Source organism: Bacteroides sp. OF03-11BH (assembly GCF_003604005.1).
GTDB lineage: Bacteria > Bacteroidota > Bacteroidia > Bacteroidales > Bacteroidaceae > Bacteroides > Bacteroides ovatus.
Genome location: NZ_QTMW01000010.1, coordinates 136,814 through 155,063, shown reverse-complemented (window position 1 = coordinate 155,063; position 18,250 = coordinate 136,814). Strand labels below are relative to the sequence as shown.

At 41.3% G+C, this 18,250-nt stretch carries 17 protein-coding genes; 9 read left to right on the top strand and 8 right to left on the bottom strand.

Annotated features, from left to right (window positions below; translation table 11 throughout):
• Window positions 1-34: 34 nt before the first annotated feature.
• Genes DXA54_RS10125 through DXA54_RS10115 form a run of 3 tightly spaced genes read right to left on the bottom strand, consistent with a single transcriptional unit; the run spans window position 35 to window position 4,726 of the window.
• Window positions 35-1,489, bottom strand: a complete 1,455-nt coding sequence (locus DXA54_RS10125) for a glycoside hydrolase family 57 protein (protein WP_008650885.1) — start codon at window positions 1,487-1,489, stop codon at window positions 35-37.
• Window positions 1,490-1,506: 17 nt separating this feature from the next.
• Window positions 1,507-2,772 carry a glycosyltransferase family 4 protein gene (locus DXA54_RS10120; RefSeq protein WP_008650883.1) on the bottom strand — a complete coding sequence of 422 codons (1,266 nt, stop codon included), beginning with the start codon at window positions 2,770-2,772 and terminating at the stop codon, window positions 1,507-1,509.
• A gap of 16 nt (window positions 2,773-2,788) precedes the next feature.
• Complete coding sequence (locus DXA54_RS10115) at window positions 2,789-4,726, bottom strand: glycogen debranching enzyme N-terminal domain-containing protein (RefSeq protein ID WP_008650881.1); 1,938 nt, start codon at window positions 4,724-4,726, stop codon at window positions 2,789-2,791.
• A 213-nt stretch (window positions 4,727-4,939) separates the two neighbouring features.
• Here DXA54_RS10115 and DXA54_RS10110 point away from each other — a divergent pair, with 213 nt between their 5' ends.
• Window positions 4,940-5,608, top strand: a complete 669-nt coding sequence (locus DXA54_RS10110) for a rhomboid family intramembrane serine protease (RefSeq protein WP_120079409.1) — start codon at window positions 4,940-4,942, stop codon at window positions 5,606-5,608.
• A 140-nt stretch (window positions 5,609-5,748) separates the two neighbouring features.
• On the opposite strand, the gene DXA54_RS10105 is transcribed toward DXA54_RS10110, so the two are convergent.
• On the bottom strand, window positions 5,749-6,348 hold the full coding sequence (locus DXA54_RS10105; RefSeq protein ID WP_008650877.1) for a MarC family protein: 600 nt from the start codon (window positions 6,346-6,348) through the stop codon (window positions 5,749-5,751).
• A 137-nt stretch (window positions 6,349-6,485) separates the two neighbouring features.
• Between DXA54_RS10105 and DXA54_RS10100 the strand changes: the two genes are divergently transcribed.
• Window positions 6,486-7,154 (top strand): Crp/Fnr family transcriptional regulator, encoded by a 669-nt coding sequence (locus DXA54_RS10100; protein ID WP_004316175.1) that lies wholly within the window; start codon window positions 6,486-6,488, stop codon window positions 7,152-7,154.
• 96 nt (window positions 7,155-7,250) lie between these two features.
• Here the strand turns inward: DXA54_RS10100 and guaA are convergent, their stop codons facing one another.
• On the bottom strand, window positions 7,251-8,774 hold the full coding sequence (gene guaA / locus DXA54_RS10095; protein WP_008650876.1) for a glutamine-hydrolyzing GMP synthase: 1,524 nt from the start codon (window positions 8,772-8,774) through the stop codon (window positions 7,251-7,253).
• 131 nt (window positions 8,775-8,905) lie between these two features.
• Complete coding sequence (gene mscL / locus DXA54_RS10090; protein WP_004301777.1) at window positions 8,906-9,352, bottom strand: large-conductance mechanosensitive channel protein MscL; 447 nt, start codon at window positions 9,350-9,352, stop codon at window positions 8,906-8,908.
• Between the two features lie 142 nt (window positions 9,353-9,494).
• Here mscL and gap point away from each other — a divergent pair, with 142 nt between their 5' ends.
• From gap to DXA54_RS10055, 7 genes are all read left to right on the top strand, one after another.
• Window positions 9,495-10,505: a type I glyceraldehyde-3-phosphate dehydrogenase gene (gene gap / locus DXA54_RS10085; protein WP_004301776.1), complete on the top strand. Its 1,011-nt coding sequence runs from the start codon at window positions 9,495-9,497 to the stop codon at window positions 10,503-10,505.
• 172 nt (window positions 10,506-10,677) lie between these two features.
• Complete coding sequence (locus DXA54_RS10080) at window positions 10,678-12,738, top strand: M3 family metallopeptidase (RefSeq protein WP_120079387.1); 2,061 nt, start codon at window positions 10,678-10,680, stop codon at window positions 12,736-12,738.
• A 31-nt stretch (window positions 12,739-12,769) separates the two neighbouring features.
• Window positions 12,770-13,285 carry a DUF4847 family protein gene (locus DXA54_RS10075; protein ID WP_120079385.1) on the top strand — a complete coding sequence of 172 codons (516 nt, stop codon included), beginning with the start codon at window positions 12,770-12,772 and terminating at the stop codon, window positions 13,283-13,285.
• A gap of 8 nt (window positions 13,286-13,293) precedes the next feature.
• The gene (locus DXA54_RS10070) at window positions 13,294-13,743 is read left to right on the top strand and encodes a dCMP deaminase family protein (protein ID WP_004301773.1); all 450 of its coding nucleotides are present in this window, start codon (window positions 13,294-13,296) and stop codon (window positions 13,741-13,743) included.
• Window positions 13,744-13,773: 30 nt separating this feature from the next.
• Window positions 13,774-15,522 (top strand): S41 family peptidase, encoded by a 1,749-nt coding sequence (locus DXA54_RS10065; RefSeq protein ID WP_120079383.1) that lies wholly within the window; start codon window positions 13,774-13,776, stop codon window positions 15,520-15,522.
• On the top strand, window positions 15,500-16,027 hold the full coding sequence (locus DXA54_RS10060) for a 5-formyltetrahydrofolate cyclo-ligase (RefSeq protein ID WP_004308571.1): 528 nt from the start codon (window positions 15,500-15,502) through the stop codon (window positions 16,025-16,027). Before DXA54_RS10065 ends, DXA54_RS10060 begins: the two co-directional genes overlap by 23 nt.
• The gene (locus tag DXA54_RS10055; protein ID WP_004324986.1) at window positions 15,972-16,763 is read left to right on the top strand and encodes a histidinol-phosphatase; all 792 of its coding nucleotides are present in this window, start codon (window positions 15,972-15,974) and stop codon (window positions 16,761-16,763) included. Before DXA54_RS10060 ends, DXA54_RS10055 begins: the two co-directional genes overlap by 56 nt.
• On the opposite strand, the gene DXA54_RS10050 is transcribed toward DXA54_RS10055, so the two are convergent.
• Together DXA54_RS10050 and recF are read right to left on the bottom strand one after the other, a co-directional pair.
• Window positions 16,750-17,037, bottom strand: a complete 288-nt coding sequence (locus DXA54_RS10050) for a DUF721 domain-containing protein (protein WP_004301769.1) — start codon at window positions 17,035-17,037, stop codon at window positions 16,750-16,752. The genes DXA54_RS10055 and DXA54_RS10050 overlap by 14 nt on opposite strands.
• The gene (gene recF, locus DXA54_RS10045; RefSeq protein ID WP_032855812.1) at window positions 17,024-18,142 is read right to left on the bottom strand and encodes a DNA replication/repair protein RecF; all 1,119 of its coding nucleotides are present in this window, start codon (window positions 18,140-18,142) and stop codon (window positions 17,024-17,026) included. Before recF ends, DXA54_RS10050 begins: the two co-directional genes overlap by 14 nt.
• Between the last annotated feature and the right edge of the window lie 108 nt (window positions 18,143-18,250).

Genomic DNA, 18,250 nt, shown 5'->3' with positions numbered 1-18,250 from the left:
CGGCTTCATATATAAACAAGATTTTATTCTTTTCCTATTTTACTGTAGCCTTTTTTGCTTTACCTGTAGCCTTCTTCGGCTCCGCAGCAGCTTTCTTAACTTCAGCTTTCTTTGCAGCAGGTTTTGATTTAGCAACAGCTTTTTCTTTTACTGTCGGTTCTTTAGCATCAGCAGCCTTCTTAACAGTTGCTTTCTTTGCAGCCTCCACTTTTGCCTGCAATTTAGCCACTTCTTTCTCCAACTCTGTAATCTCATCTCCCTGGTTCTTAATTGTAGTCAACAAAGAATTTAATTCTTCACTGTCTACATCGGCAGGATATAGTGCATCTACCCGTTTGATAAAGTCACCCAGAATATTCATATAGTTAGTGAAAGCATCATAAGGAGAATCATAGATTCCACGATTCAACCACATACCATTATTCTTCGTTGTCATAAAACGGAAGTTATTGCTAGCCTGCAAATAATCCCAATCCTGTTTGATACGACGGTCGTCACACAAATGAACACGTTCAGCTACACTATACAATTTATTGAAAGCCTCGCGTTGCATAACATTACCCAGCCAACAACTAGTATCTCTCTCTTCATCCACCCACGACATCGGATATGCAACATCGAGTTGTGATACTGATTTCAGCTTCGTTACAATTTCAGTCGGTGTAGAAAAAGTAATCCCCTTAGCCTTTGCACATTCCGGCAACGCTTTTAAGAATTCAAGAATATTAGAGGATAACGGTTGAGCCATACCAAGCGAACTCAATTCCATAAAGATATTAATAACTTGCTCTTCTTGCGGCAATACATCAATCCAATTAATATATTTATCGGCAAACAAAGGATATTCCGCCCAATCAGAATTAGAGAAACGTAAACTGATGTCGTCAGAGAGTTTGAAATCCCGCAACAAGAGCTTAAGACTTGGAGCTTGATTACAGTGATAAACATAATGCGGACTCTTCCATCCCAAGATATGTTTAGCCCCTTCCGTCAACATCCCCTTGAAGCCCATAGAAGCTACCAAGCCACCAATTTCATCAGAATAAATCAGACTAGAGTTGCGGAATACTTTCGGTTCTTTACCAAACATCTGTTTCATCTTATCACGTTGACGAAGCACTTCTTCGCGGAAGCAATCCTCGTTGGCAAGTGAAGACAAACCATGTGAATAAGGTTCACACAAAAACTCACAACATCCTGTTTCATTCAACTGGTGCAATAAATCAATGACTGCCGGAGCATGAATTTCCAATTGTTCCAAGGCTACCCCCGAGATAGAAAGCGCTACTTTAAAAGCACCACCCGAGTTTTTCACCATCTCAATTAAAGCATTGAGAGCAGGAATATACGAACGTTCAGCAACCTCATTCATACCCGTTTCATTCGCATAGTCATCGTAATAATAATGGTCATTACCAATATCGAAGAAACGATAACGTTTCAAATGGATAATTTGATGTATTTCAAAATAAAGACAGATAGTTCTCATTTTTATTTATTGTTTTGTTATTTACCATAGTTTCTTAACACAGTCTCATAGAGAGCACGGATTCTCAAGCCAACTTTCTCCCAAGTAATCCCATCTACTTCCTTCTTTCCCTCTTCCTTGAGGTATTCGAAAAGAGACGGATTAGTACAAAGAGAATGGATAGCGTCAGCCATTGCATGAATATCCCAGTAGTCAGTTTTTATCACCTTATCAAGAATCTCGCCACACCCCGACTGCTTAGAAATAATGGAAGGTGTTCCACACTGCATGGCCTCCAATGGAGCAATGCCGAAAGGTTCAGAGACAGATGGCATGACAAATACATCGCTGTTCTTATAAACCTCATATACCTGCTTACCTTTCATAAAACCCGGGAAATGGAACCGGTCAGCAATACCACGTTCGGCCACCAGATTAATCATAGCATTCAACATATCGCCCGAGCCAGCCATGACGAAACGAATATTACGAGTACGACGCAACACAAGTGCAGCAGCTTCTACAAAATATTCCGGTCCTTTCTGCATCGTAATACGTCCGAGGAAAGTGACCACCTTTTCTTTTGAATGATCGGGACGTGGAATGTCCAACAGCTCCTGCGACAATGGATAAACAGCATTATGCATTGCAAATACTTTTCTGGGATCTTGATGATACTCGTTAATAACAGTGCGGCGAGTCAACTCGGATACGCACATGATACAATCGGCATGATCCATACCATTCTTCTCAATCGAATAAACAGTAGGATTGACTTTGCCACGAGAACGGTCAAAATCAGTAGCATGCACATGGATACAAAGCGGCTTTCCACTTACCATCTTGGCATGTACGCCGGCAGGGTAAGTCAGCCAGTCGTGAGCATGAATAATATCAAACTCCTGCTGACGAGCCACTACTCCGGCAATGATCGAGAAATTGTTAATTTCTTCGTGTAAGTTCCCGGGATAACCACCAGCAAACTCCATACATCCCAAATCATTCACATGCATATAAGAAAAATCGGCATAGATATGATCACGGAAAGAATAATACTCCTCTGGTGTCATTTCCAACAAGCGGGACTTCAAGTAGTCGTAGTTGACATCACGCCACACGATGGGTACTTGATTCATACCGATTATTTTCAAGAACTTTTCTTCTTCGCCGCTAGGTTTAGGCATACAGAAAATCGTCTCCATATCACCTTGCAGACTCAATCCTTTAGTTATTCCATAAGAAGCAACTGCAAGACCACCATATATTTTGGGAGGGAATTCCCATCCAAACATTAAAACTTTCATCTTCGTTCCTCCTTTTTTAATAATACTTAGACAGTAGCTTTAAGACACGTAGTATTTCTGCTACATTCATCGCAAATGATACTGCGCCGCGTCCTTTGAAAGGCGGGTTCCCATCGAATAACTCGGGAATGGAACCAACACAGTGGCTTGTCATCTCGTCATCATAACTAATCAGTTGGCGTTCAACAAATGACAATCCGCTCATCTTATAAATTCGAAGATAAGCTTCCAGATAGAATCCCATCAACCAAGGCCAGGCCGTTCCCTGATGATAAGCATAATCGCGTTGTATCTGCGGACCTACATAGTTCGGATTGTATCCGCCGCTCTTCGGACTCAACGAACGAATTCCTTTCGGAGTAAGCAGCTCTTTGGTCACAATATCGAGCACCTGTTTTTTTTGTGCACGATCCAAAGGAGAATAATCAAACGCTACGGTAAATATCATATTTGGACGTACGCTCCAGTCCATCATATTGCCGTCTACGTAATCAAGCAAATAACCATATTCGTTACGGAATACCTCGACAAAAGATTTTCCTGTCACTTCTGCCTGTGCATCCAGTTCATCTGCCAAGTATACGTCTCCTCCTTCGCGCACCAAATCAGCTATAAAACGCAACGCATTATACCACAACGCATTAAATTCAACAATATACCCCGTACGAGGAATCACTGGATGTCCGTTCACTGTAGAATTCATCCATGTAATCGCCTTATCCGTACCGTTGGCAAAAAGTAATCCATTGTCATGCAAAAAAAGATTCTCATGTTTCCGCTGACGAATAAACTCCATAATATCTTTCAAGAGTTCTCCGTATTTCTGACGACATTGCTCACGGGAAGTTTCTTTTGCATATTGCTGCAAAGCCCAGACAGCCCAAAGCAAAACATCTGGATGCTCCATTTCATAAATTTTATACCCTACAGGCTCTTCATTTATAAAATTACGAATCGCCTTTTCCGCCGTTTTCATCACATCCTCAAACTGATCGACCTCATCAAGCGCAAGCGTCAGTCCTGGCAGGGCAATGAACATATCACGTGCTCGACATTTAAACCACGGATAACCGGCAAGAATATAATGTTCGTCTTCCTGCTGGTTATGAAACTGGTGAGCGGAATTCTTCAGACAGTGGTAAAAGCTATCACGCGGGGTACGATCAGCTACTTCAGCCTCAAATGTCTGTTTCAATCTACGGGGAGTCACTTCCGAAGTTCCGGCAGAGAATACGATGCTCTCCCCTTTCTTTATATCCACCTCAAAATAACCGGGAACATAAAGATCTTCATTGAAGTCATACCCACGCTCTTGTTCTTTCGGGTATTCAATACCCCGATACCAATCAGGCATGAAATGAAACTCACACTTTTTATTCAACTGCATATATAGTTCCGGATATCCGGGATACATACAGGTTTTAATACCATTTTCCACAAGTTGATACTCACGGCTTGCCTGCGCATTTTCATGTGTGTACTCACGTACACTCCTGAAAGCGAGGAATGGGCGGAAGCGCAAAGTCGTAGCCGAATGCGCATCCAGCAAAGTATAACGAATCAGGATTCTATTTTCATGATGTACAAAGATTTTTTCTTTGCGGAGGATAACACCTCCGACACGGTAAGTTGTTGCCGGGATATGCTCACAGTCAAACTCGCGGATATACTTGTGTCCGTTAGGACTAAAGTTGTTTCCCTGATATTTGTGCAATCCCAAGTTAAACTCCGCACCGTGTTGAATTACCGTTTCATCAAGAGAAGATAGCAGCACATGATTTTCATCGTCGATATTGGGAACTGGAATTACCAACAGGCCGTGATATTTGCGTGTGTTACAATCAACAATCGTCGTACAATGATAAGCTCCTGCTTTGTTCGTCCGGAGGATTTCTCTTTGAAGAGACTCTTCCAGATTCGTCATGAGGGTCTTGTCAAATCGTAAATAACTCATAGTTGTGCATTATTAAAGGTTAATTATTGGTCATTATATCGTATATCTATTTATTGTTACATACCGCATATATTGGCTGTAGCAGCATATACAACGGGTATAACGCCCAAATGTACAAATTATAGATAAAAACAAAAATAAAAAGGCTTTTTATTTTCAGATTTTGTGCAAATATTCGTAGTATTGCGTAAAATATCTAAAGAAAAGAATGTCATGAAGCAAGATATTCAGCGTATCATGCTGGCTGCAGCAAAGCCTTTGTTTCTTATTTTTATTCTCTATATACTCAAGATTATGGAAGTCGGGATGGACTGGGACTTCTCTCGCTTGGGGGTATATCCTATGGAGAAACGGGGACTGATCGGCATTTTAACCCATCCGCTGATACACAGCGGGTTCAGTCATTTATTAGCAAATACAATCCCTTTATTCTTCTTGTCATGGTGTCTTTTTTACTTTTACTGGGGAATAGCCGGTAAAATTTTTATTCTCATTTGGCTCGGAAGCGGACTACTAACTTTTCTGATCGGAAAACCGGGATGGCACATCGGTGCCAGTGGACTGATCTATGGCTTTGCCTTCTTTCTCTTTTTCAGTGGTATTCTCCGCAAATATGTTCCACTCATTGCCATCTCTTTACTTGTCACCTTTTTATATGGAGGAATTATATGGCATATGTTTCCTTATTTCTCCCCTACCAATATGTCGTGGGAAGGACATCTTAGCGGAGGAATTATGGGAACGCTCTGCGCTTTCGTTTTCGTAAATCACGGACCGCAACGGCCGGAACCTTTTGCAGATGAAACGGAAGAGGAAGAGAATACAGAAGAAGAAGCAACAACTGCAGCAGCAGCAGAAGAAGAAGAAGAAGAAACGCTATAAATGCCAACTCATGTCACCCATATTGGCAGACTTGTGCCATCGAAGTGGCACGCTTGTGACAGAGACATGTCACAGTTGTGCCAACACGATGGCACAACCGATACAATAGTATTCAATTTAACAAGAAGGATTAAGCCTAATCAAGACCGATGCAACGCTTCAATCAATAAGGTTATATTGGCCGTAAACAACCTTACAGAAATAGCCAATAAGATGATACCAAAAAACTTACGAATAATATAGATACCACCTTTTCCCAGGAAACGTTCTACACGACCAGTCATACTCACTACAAAGTAAACCCAGATCATGTTCAATACTAAAGCTATAATGATATTGATACTGGCATATTCCGCCCGAAGAGAAAGCAAAGTAGTGAAAGCTCCGGCACCTGCCAACAAAGGAAAGACAAGCGGCACCAAAGTAGCTTCTTTGATAGGACCCTGATTTTTGAAAATCTCAATATCCAAAATCATCTCCAAAGACATGAGGAAGATAACAAACGCACCGGCAACTGCAAACGATTCGATATCTACATGGAAGAGTTTCAGCATCATATCTCCCGCATAGAAAAATCCGATCAGCAAAGCAAAAGAGATGACGGTAGCTTTCATTGCATTCACATCTTTCCCTTTTTCTTTCAGGTTAATTATAATAGGTATAGAGCCGATAATGTCTATCACGGCAAAAAGTACGATAAACGCACTAATCATCTGTTGCCAATTGAAGCCTGCGAACATAATTTCCTCCTTTTTTTCTGCAAATATACTCTATTTTTATGCATTCAAACAATAAAAAAAACAAAAAGAACGGTCAGATGTTGACAGCAGTGTTGTATTATGAGTAAATTTGTACGATTAACAAGAGATTACAACATATGGAAACAATGTTCGACACTTTGCTCCAATTGCCTTTATTTCAAGGTCTTTGTCATGAAGATTTCACAAGTATTCTGGATAAGGTCAAGCTACACTTTATCAAGCATAAAGTGGGAGAAACTATCATTGAGAGTGGTAGTCCGTGTAAACAACTCTGCTTCCTGTTAAAAGGCGAGGTTTCTATCGTCACAAATTCCAAAGAAAATATATACACCGTCATTGAACAGATGGAAGCACCTTACCTGCTGGAACCACAGTCGCTGTTTGGCATGAACACCCATTACACTTCTGCTTATGTGGCACATACAGAAGCGCATACTGTCAGTATCAGCAAAGCATTTGTACTTAGCGATCTGTTCAAATATGAAATATTCCGGCTCAACTATATGAATATCGTAAGTAACCGGGCACAAAATCTTTACTCCCGCTTATGGGAAGAGCCGACACAGGATTTAACAGAGAAAATCATTCGCTTTTTTCTGTTGCATTGTGAAAAGATTCAGGGAGAAAAGATATTCAAAATGAAGATGGACGATCTTGCCCGCTACTTAGATGACACCCGGCTGAATACTTCAAAAGCGCTCAATGAGCTACAAGACAAAGGATTATTAGAATTACGTCGGAAAGAGATTCTTATTCCGGATGCACAGAAGCTGGTAAGCGAGTAGATACAGACTGACTCATTATAATAAAGAACCTATTCATCATAAAAATAGCCTCAACAGGAATTCCTATTGAGGCTATTTTTAGATTATAAAGTGTTATTATTCCCACTCAATGGTTGCTGGTGGTTTAGAACTGATATCATAGGTTACACGGTTCACTCCCTTCACCTTATTAATAATATTATTCGATACCTTACCCATAAATTCATAAGGCAGATGCGCCCAGTCGGCTGTCATGGCATCTGTAGATGTCACAGCACGTAAAGCAACTGCTCTTTCGTACGTACGTTCATCTCCCATCACGCCTACAGACTGTACCGGCAACAAGATAACTCCTGCCTGCCATACCTGGTCATACAATCCCCAGTCACGCAATCCCTGAATAAAGATATCATCAGCATCCTGCAGAATACGTACTTTTTCAGGAGTAATATCACCCAGAATACGCACTGCCAGCCCCGGCCCCGGGAACGGATGGCGGGTAATCAGATGTTCCGGCATACCCAACTCACGACCTACCCGACGAACCTCATCCTTAAACAACAAACGAAGTGGCTCACACAATTTCAGATTCATCTTTTCAGGAAGTCCACCTACATTATGATGGCTCTTAATCACTGTACCCGTGATAGACAATGACTCAATACAATCCGGATAAATGGTACCCTGCGCCAGCCATTTCACGTCTTTTATCTTGTGAGCCTCCACATCAAATACATCGATGAAGCCCTTACCTATAATCTTACGCTTACTTTCCGGTTCAGCCACACCAGCTAGTTCCGCGAAGAACTTTGCGCTGGCATCAACGCCAATCACATTCAGACCGAGACACTCGTAATCCTTCATCACATTCTTGAACTCATTCTTACGTAGCATACCGTGATCTACAAAGATACAAGTCAAGTTCTTACCGATAGCCTTGTTTAACAACACTGCTGCAACTGAAGAATCAACTCCGCCACTCAAACCGAGAACGACTTTATCATCCCCCAACTGCGCTTTCAGCTCGGCAACCGTACTTTCAATGAAAGAAGCCGGCGACCAGTCTTGTTTGCAACCGCAAACATCTACCACAAAGTTCTTCAGGATTTGAGTTCCGTCTTCACTATGGAATACTTCCGGATGGAATTGAACACCCCACACTTGCTCACCTTCTACCTGATAAGCAGCAATCTCTACTTTATCTGTTGAAGCTATTTTCTTGAAATTATCAGGAATAGCAGTAATCGTATCTCCATGACTCATCCATACCTGCGATCCATCACGTACACCTTTAAATAGCACATTATCTTTGCAGAAAGAAGACAAGTGAGCACGTCCATATTCGCGTGTTCCGGCTGGTTCCACTTTTCCGCCATTGGTGTATGACATAAATTGTGCACCATAACAAATACCCAATATCGGATATTTACCACGAATTTCACTCAAATCTACTTTGAAAGCATCTTTATCGTAAACCGAGAAAGGACTTCCGGAGAGAATGACTCCTTTAATAGTAGGGTCTTCTTTAGGAAATTTGTTATAAGGAACAATTTCACAATACGTATCCAATTCACGTACACGACGGCCTATAAGCTGTGTTGTCTGCGAACCGAAATCAAGAATTATTATTTTTTCCTGCATATCAATGGTTGGATTTTGAATAAATTGAGTTGCAAAAGTAGAAAAAAGTACGCAATCTATATTAATAATGAAGAGAAAAATAAAGGAGATTCACAAGTTTATACTTGGAATCTCCTTTATTTTAATTAGAATCAACTATTCTTTTCTTTCAGCAAATCGCGTATCTCCGTCAACAAGACTTCTTCCTTCGTTGGTGCAGGAGGAGCCGGAGGAGTAGCTGGCACTTCTGCCTGTTTTTTAGTTGTCAGTTTCGTAATCAACCGTATAAATAAGAATATAGCAAAAGCAATAATCAGAAAATCAAAGGTGGCTTGCAGAAACTGACCATAATCCAATGTCACAGCCGGAGCTATCTCCTTACCGTCAGCACCGATCTCCGCCGCTTTCATCACCCATTTCAAATCCGTAAAGTTCACACCGCCAACCAGTAAACCAATCGGAGGCATAATAACATTAGCAACCAATGATGATACGATTTTTCCAAACGCACCACCAATAACTACACCGACAGCCATGTCTATGACGTTACCTTTCATAGCAAACGCCTTAAAGTCCTGTAAAAATGTGCTCTTTCCCATCTTTTTTCAATATTTAATGTGAATTTAATATGCGAATATAAAAACATTTTTGTAATTTTGCACCGCATTTGAAAATAAAACAAGTGCGCAGGTCGAGAGATATTTGAACAAATATTATAAAACCCTTAAAAGTTTAAACAAAATGATTAAAGTAGGTATTAATGGATTCGGACGTATCGGACGTTTCGTTTTCCGCGCTGCAATGGAGAGAAACGATATTCAAATCGTAGGTATCAATGACCTTTGCCCGGTTGATTACTTGGCTTACATGCTGAAGTATGACACAATGCACGGACAGTTCAACGGTACTATCGAAGCAGATGTTGAAAACAGCAAACTGATCGTTAACGGTCAAGCTATCCGTATCACAGCTGAAAGAAATCCGGCTGACTTGAAATGGAATGAAGTAGGTGCAGAATACGTTGTTGAATCTACAGGTTTGTTCTTGAGCAAAGACAAAGCTCAGGCTCACATCGAAGCTGGTGCAAAATATGTTGTAATGTCAGCTCCTTCTAAAGATGACACTCCGATGTTCGTTTGCGGTGTAAACGAAAAAACATATGTAAAAGGTACTCAATTCGTATCTAACGCTTCTTGTACTACTAACTGTTTGGCTCCTATCGCTAAAGTATTGAATGACAAGTTCGGTATCCTTGACGGTTTGATGACTACAGTTCACTCTACAACTGCTACTCAGAAAACAGTTGACGGTCCTTCTATGAAAGACTGGAGAGGTGGTCGTGCTGCTTCTGGCAATATCATTCCTTCTTCTACTGGTGCTGCTAAAGCTGTAGGTAAAGTAATCCCTGCATTGAACGGCAAATTGACTGGTATGTCTATGCGTGTTCCGACTTTGGACGTATCTGTAGTTGATTTGACAGTTAACTTGGCTAAACCGGCTACTTACGCTGAAATCTGCGCTGCAATGAAAGAAGCTTCTGAAGGCGAATTGAAAGGTATCCTGGGTTACACTGAAGATGCAGTAGTTTCTTCTGACTTCTTGGGTGACGCTCGTACTTCTATCTTCGACGCTAAAGCAGGTATCGCTTTGACTGATACTTTCGTTAAAGTTGTATCTTGGTATGACAACGAAATCGGTTACTCTAACAAAGTTCTTGACTTGATCGCTCACATGGCATCAGTTAACGCTTAATTAGAAGTCTGAACAATATAGAAACCGCTGCGGGAAACCGTAGCGGTTTTTTTATACATTTCATTTTATATATTGTTAAAAAGCAACGTGTTATCCGTTGAATAAGCTACAATTTTAGTAGCTTTGTAACTCTATGGAGAGATTATTAATAACATTGATACTAGTTTGCACTATGAACAATATAACAAATGCCCAGAATCCTTTCTACGGGCAATACCACACGCCGCACGAAGCCGTGCCGTTTGACCGGATTGAAACAGAACATTATGAGCCTGCTATCCTCGAAGGAATCAAGCTACAAAATGCTGAAATAGAGGCCATCATACAGAATCCGGAAAAGGCTGATTTTACCAATACGATAGAAGCTTTCGAAGAGTCAGGGGAATTACTTGACAAAGTAGTTGCCGTCTTCGGTAATATGTTGAGCGCAGAAACGAATGACGATCTACAAGAACTCGCTCAAAAGATTATGCCGTTGCTTAGTGAACACAGCAATAATATCACACTGAACGAAAAGCTATTCGCACGTGTGAAGGAAGTGTATAACCAAAAAGAGACTTTGCAACTGACACAGGAACAAAAACAGTTACTGGAAAATGCATATAACAGTTTTATTCGTCATGGCGCCAATTTAGAAGGAGAAGCACGGGAAGAATACCGTCGTCTGACTACCGAATTGAGTAAATTGACGCTTACCTTCAGTGAAAACAACCTGAAAGAGACGAATGCTTATCAAATGCTGTTAACGAAAAAAGAGAGCCTCGCCGGACTACCTGAAATTATCATAGAAGCAGCTGCAGAAACGGCCAAGAACGAAGAAAAAGAAGGATGGGCATTCACACTTCACGCTCCGAGCTATATTCCTTTCATGACGTATTCTGACAATCGGGATTTACGTCAAAAACTCTATATGGCTTATAATACCAAATGTACACACGATAACGAATTCAATAATATCGACATCGTAAAAAAGATAGCCAATACACGCATGAAAATAGCCCAGTTACTGGGATACAAAGATTATGCGGAATATACGCTAAAGAAAAGAATGGCTGAAAACAGCAAGTCGGTATACAAGCTGCTCAACCAACTGCTGGAAGCATACACTCCTACTGCACAACAAGAATATAAAGAGATACAAGAACTGGCTCGCGAAGAACAGGGAGCTGATTTCGTTGTCATGCCTTGGGACTGGAGTTATTATTCAAATAAACTAAAGGACAAAAAATTCAATATCAACGAAGAAATGCTCCGCCCTTACTTCGAACTGGAACAAGTGAAGAAAGGAGTGTTTGGCTTGGCAGAAAAGTTATATGGAATCACTTTCCGGAAAAATACAGAAATTCCGGTTTACCATAAAGAGGTGGAAGCCTTTGAAGTGTTTGATAAAGACGGTAAATTTTTAGCCGTCTTATACACCGATTTCCATCCGCGTCCGGGAAAGCGGGCCGGAGCCTGGATGACGAGTTATAAGGACCAATGGATAGATAAAAAGACCGGTAAAAACAGCTGCCCTCATGTATCCGTTGTGATGAACTTCACCAAGCCAACCGAGAATAAGCCCGCTTTATTGACTTTCAATGAAGTAGAAACATTCTTGCATGAGTTCGGGCATAGTCTGCACGGTATGTTTGCCAATTCTACTTACAGGAGTTTAAGTGGAACCAATGTATATTGGGATTTCGTGGAGCTTCCCTCACAAATTATGGAAAATTTCGCCATAGAGAAAGATTTCCTCAATACCTTTGCCCGCCATTATCAGACGGGAGAAGTATTGCCGGATGAATTGATAAAACGCCTTGTAGATGCATCAAACTTCAATATTGCGTATGCTTGTCTACGACAAATAAGTTTCGGTTTACTTGATATGGCATGGTATACGCGCAACACTCCTTTTGAAGGAGATGTGAAAGCTTATGAACAAGAAGCCTGGAAGGATGCGCAAATATTGCCGGTAGTACAAGAAGCTTGTATGAGTACGCAATTCTCCCACATCTTTGCCGGTGGATATGCCGCCGGATACTATAGCTATAAATGGGCCGAAGTATTGGATGCCGACGCATTTTCATTATTCAAGCAAAAAGAGATATTCAATCAGGAAGTGGCAGACTCATTCCGCAATAATATTCTGTCGAAAGGAGGAACGGAACATCCGATGATACTTTATAAACGTTTCCGCGGACAGGAACCGAGCATTGATGCTTTGCTAATCAGAAATGGGATAAAGAAATAAGTAGTAAATATTAAGTTATTAGATATTAAATATGAAGAGAAGTATATTTCAAATAGTAGGATTGCTTTTATTGCTTCCTTTATTTTCAGGATGTAATGATTCGGACGATGTAGCTGCCATCTTTACAGGAAAAACCTGGAAACTAAATTATATCACAGTAGATGGAGGTCATGAGATGTTTGGCTTTTGGGAGAATGAAGAACAAGAGAAAACAAGTATTAAAGAGCTTAATAAAAACGGTACATATAATATTGTATTTGATGGCACAGTAGATGGAGATGTTATTAACGGAAATATAAAAGGAACTGTAATTGCAACCAGTACTTTTGAAGGAAAATGGAATGCCAACGCCAAAAACAATAGCTTCAAAGCTACAGTTACCACTGCAGGTAGTTATGGCGACGACAAACTCGCCAAAAATTTTATAGAGGGGCTTAATGCAGCTACATCTTACGAAGGAGATAGTAATAACTTATACCTTTTATACAAACCGGCATCCGGTAAACAAACTTTCCGTATGGTTTTCCGGGTAGTAAGCAGTAAATAGTAAACAACATGGACACTGAAAAGAAACAATTAGAACTTGACAAACGTTATATACGTATGGCCAGTATATGGGCTGAAAATTCCTATTGTCAACGCCGTAAAGTAGGAGCTTTAATTGTTAAGGATAAAATGATTATCTCCGACGGATATAATGGAACACCTTCCGGATTCGAGAATGTATGTGAAGATGAAAACAACCTGACAAAACCATACGTTCTGCATGCGGAAGCCAATGCCATTACCAAAATAGCGCGTTCAAATAACAGTAGCGACGGTGCTACCATGTACGTCACCGCCTCTCCTTGCATCGAATGTGCAAAGTTAATCATACAGGCAGGAATCAAACGGGTAGTTTATTCCGAGCATTACCGCCTGGAAGATGGAATAGAGTTATTAAAACGGGCGGGAATCGAAGTTATCTACACAGAGTTAGATGATAATTCCTCTCCAAATAAATAAGAAGACGAACGTTTTAAAAAAGGAATAGACATGAGTACAAAAAACTCTTCACGTTTTACACCTGTCATCATAGCAGTCAGTGTGGTAGTCGGGATTCTTATCGGTACATTTTATGCCAAGCATTTTGCCGGCAACCGTTTGGGTATCATTAATGGTTCCTCCAATAAGCTAAACGCTTTGTTACGCATTGTAGACGATCAATATGTCGACACCGTAAACATGGCCGATTTGGTAGAAAAAGCCATGCCGCAAATTCTAGCCGAACTGGATCCGCATTCAACTTATATCCCAGCCCAAAATCTCGAAGAAGTCAACTCTGAACTGGAAGGCAGCTTCAGCGGAATTGGTATCCAGTTTACCATACAGAATGACACCATTCATGTCAATGCTGTTGTTCAGGGAGGTCCTTCTGAAAAGATAGGATTAATGGCGGGCGACCGCATTGTTACTGTAGATGATAGCTTGTTTGTCGGCAAGAAAGTAACGAACGAACGGGCTATGCGCACCTTGAAAGGTCCGAAAGGCTCACAGGTAAAATTGGGAATCAAACGAACAGGAGAAAAGGACTTATTACACTTCAACATCACACGTGGAGACATTCCTCAAAATACCGTAGATGCTGCTTACATGGTAAACGACCATATCGGCTATGTGAAAGTCAGCAAATTCGGACGTACCAGCCATGTGGAATTGCTTAATGCATTAGCACAACTCAACCACAAAAAATGCAAAGGTCTAATCATTGACCTGCGCGGTAATACCGGAGGATATATGGAAGCTGCTATCCGCATGGTAAATGAATTCTTGCCTGAAGGTAAGTTGATCGTATATACTCAAGGCCGTAAATATCCACGTGCAGAAGAATTTGCCAACGGTACGGGTAGTTGTCAGAAAATGCCGCTCGTTGTATTGATTGACGAAGGATCTGCTTCCGCCAGTGAAATTTTCACCGGAGCTATTCAAGATAACGACCGGGGTACAGTTGTAGGACGCCGTTCTTTCGGTAAGGGACTTGTGCAACAGCCTATCGATTTCAGTGACGGATCGGCTATCCGCCTGACAATCGCCCGCTACTACACCCCATCCGGACGTTGCATCCAACGCCCATACGAAAGCGGTAAAGACCGTAACTACGAGCTGGATTTATACACCCGTTACGAACATGGAGAATTTTTCTCACGTGATAGTATCAAGCAGAATGAGAGCGAACGTTATAATACCAGCTTGGGACGTACTGTGTATGGCGGCGGTGGTATCATGCCGGATATATTCGTACCGCAGGATACAACGGGAGTCACTTCTTATCTATCGACAGTTATTAACCGGGGACTGACTATTCAGTTCACATTCCAATACACCGACAATAACCGGAAGAAGTTAAGCCAATACGAAACTGAGGAAGAATTACTAAACTATCTTCGTCATCAAGGTTTGGTGGAACAGTTTGTCCGTTTTGCCGACAGTAAAGGAGTGAAAAGAAGAAATATCCTCATTCAGAAATCATACAAACTATTGGAAAAGAACCTCTTTGGCAACATCATCTACAATATGCTTGGACTGGAAGCCTATCTCCAATACTTCAACAAAACAGATGCTACTGTCATTAAAGGTATTGAGATACTTGAAAAAGGAGAAGCTTTCCCCAAAGCTCCGGTAGCCGTTGAAGAAGAAGTGACGAAAGATAAAAAAGATGGAAAGAAAAAAAGAACTGCGCAAGCATATAGCATTACTGAAGACCCAACACGCGGATTCAACTATGCGAAAGCTGCAATCAGCTAATATACTTGCCGCCCTTGAAGCCCATCCGGCTTTCAGGGCGGCAAATACTGTATTACTATACCATTCGCTGAATGATGAAGTAGATACACATGCCTTTATTCAAAAATGGAGTAGCGAAAAGCGGATTCTACTCCCTGTAGTAGTAGGCGATGATTTAGAACTACGGATATACACAGGACCGGAAGACATGTCAATCAGCGGTATCTACGGTATAGCAGAACCAACCGGAGAAATATTCACAGACTATGCGGCCATAGACTTCATCGTCGTTCCCGGAGTAGCTTTCGATGCTAAAGGTAACCGTTTGGGGCGGGGAAAAGGATATTATGACCGTCTCCTGCCACGCATACCATCAGCCTATAAAGCAGGAATCTGTTTCCCATTTCAATTAGTAGAAGAAGTTCCGGCGGAATCATTCGACATCCGCATGGATATAATCATAACAATCAATGAAGACGAATTATCACACCCACACCACCCGCTGCCATCATGCGACAGGGAGTGACGAAGAATTTGTTTTAAGTGCCATCAAAGGCGGCTATCAAGAATTAGGCTTTTCTGACCACACTCCGTGGAAATATCACACTGATTATATATCCGACATTCGGATGCTTCCCGAAGAGTTACCGGGATATGTGGAAAGTATCCGTTCGCTGCAAGAGAAATATAAAAATCAAATCAGCATAAAAATAGGATTGGAATGCGAATACTTTCCTGAATACATACACTGGTTAAAAGGAATCATCAAAGAATATAAACTGGACTATATCATCTTCGGAAATCACCATTTTCACACAGATGAGAAGTTCCCCTACTTCGGCCGGAATACAGATTCGGTAGACATGCTCGAACTCTATGAAGAGAGTGCCATTGAAGGAATGGAAAGCGGACTATTTGCCTACCTTGCCCATCCGGATTTATTTATGCGTTCTTACCCCGAGTTTGATCGTCATTGTAAGCTAGTCAGCAGACATATCTGCCGGACGGCAGTACGGTTAAACTTACCGTTGGAATATAATATCGGATATGAAGAGTACAATGATATTCATGGTATTACTACCATTCCTCATCCGGATTTCTGGAAAATAGCCGCCCATGAAGGTTGCACCGCTATCATCGGCGTAGACGCCCATAACAATCAATATTTGGAAAATCCTTTTTATTACAACCGTGCAACCGAAACACTCCGGAAGCTAGGTATAAAGGTTACAGACAGAATATCTTTCTTCAACGAAAAATAATATTTGTAATTACGGTAGCTCCGACTCTCTGATTCAGCGTGCGCACCAATACCTCACGTCCCATCATCAATTCCTGACGAAGAGCTGCGGAAGTCAGATGCACGTATAGTGTCTGATTACGAATATAAAGATTGCTGGTATAAGCCGCCGCCGGTCCCAAAATTTGAGGCCAGGCATCCAGCAGTCTTTGTTCGTTCAGCGGAGATTCCAAACTCTCCTGACGAAGAAACTGTTGAATCAGTTTTCCTATTTGTTCGGCATCATTGCGCTTCATTATCAGCCTCCGTTTCTTGAATTGTACCCTCTTCTACACGAAATATTTTATAATCGCTGCCTACCTTATGTAAAATACGGTCGAGATGTCCCCGGTTCGTGTCCGTTATAAATATCTGCCCGAAATTGTCTCCAGCCACCAGCTTCACTATTTGCTCTACACGGGAAGCATCCAACTTATCGAAAATATCATCTAATAATAATAAAGGAACAGTCCGGCCGGTACGCTTCAAGAAATCAAACTGCGCCAGTTTCAATGCTACCAGATACGTTTTGTTCTGTCCCTGCGAACCTTCTTTCTTTATCGGGAATTCACCCAACAACATATTCAACTCATCTTTATGAATCCCACGCAAAGAGAATCCCATTATCTTATCCCTCTCCCTGCTTTGCTTCAACACTTCCAACAAAGAAGCATCCCGCGCATGAGACTCATAAGATAATCCCACCACCTCTTTATCCTGCGAGATAAAGGAATAGAAAGATTGGAAAATAGGAATAAACTCCCGGATAAACGCTTCACGTTTCTGGAATACGATTGCACCGGCTTGCGCCATCATCTCCTCCCATACAAGAAACAGCTCCTCCTCCACCGGAAACTCACTCTTCAACAATGTGTTACGCTGCGCCAATGCTTTATTATACCGTATCAGCGCTTCAAGATATTCCTTATCATACTGCGAAATCACTACATCCATAAACCGACGACGCTCCTCACTTCCCCCGGCTATCAATTCGGAATCGGCAGGTGAAACCATCACCAAAGGCAGAAAACCGATGTGGTCCGAAAAACGGCTATATTCTTTCTTATTCCGCTTAAATTGTTTCTTCGAACGGCGTTTCATCCCACAATAAATCTCTTCAGGAGTTCCGTCCTCCGCTTCATAAAAGCCCTGAATCACGAAAAAGTCTTGTTCATGACGAATATTTTGAGAATCAATCGGGTTTCCGGAGCTCTTACAGAAAGACAAGAAATACACCGCATCCAGCAAATTCGTCTTTCCCATTCCATTCAGTCCGAAAAAACAATTCAGCTTAGCAGAGAATCCCAGTTCTACCTCTTCCAGATTCTTATAGTTTAATATGGATATTCGTTTCAGTATCATTGTGTACACGTTAATTTGTTCACAAAAGTAGCAAGATTTTCGTGGTTTTCGGGTGTAAAACAAAAAAAGATGCTTCTAAATTTCGTTTGTAGATATAAAAAAACTACT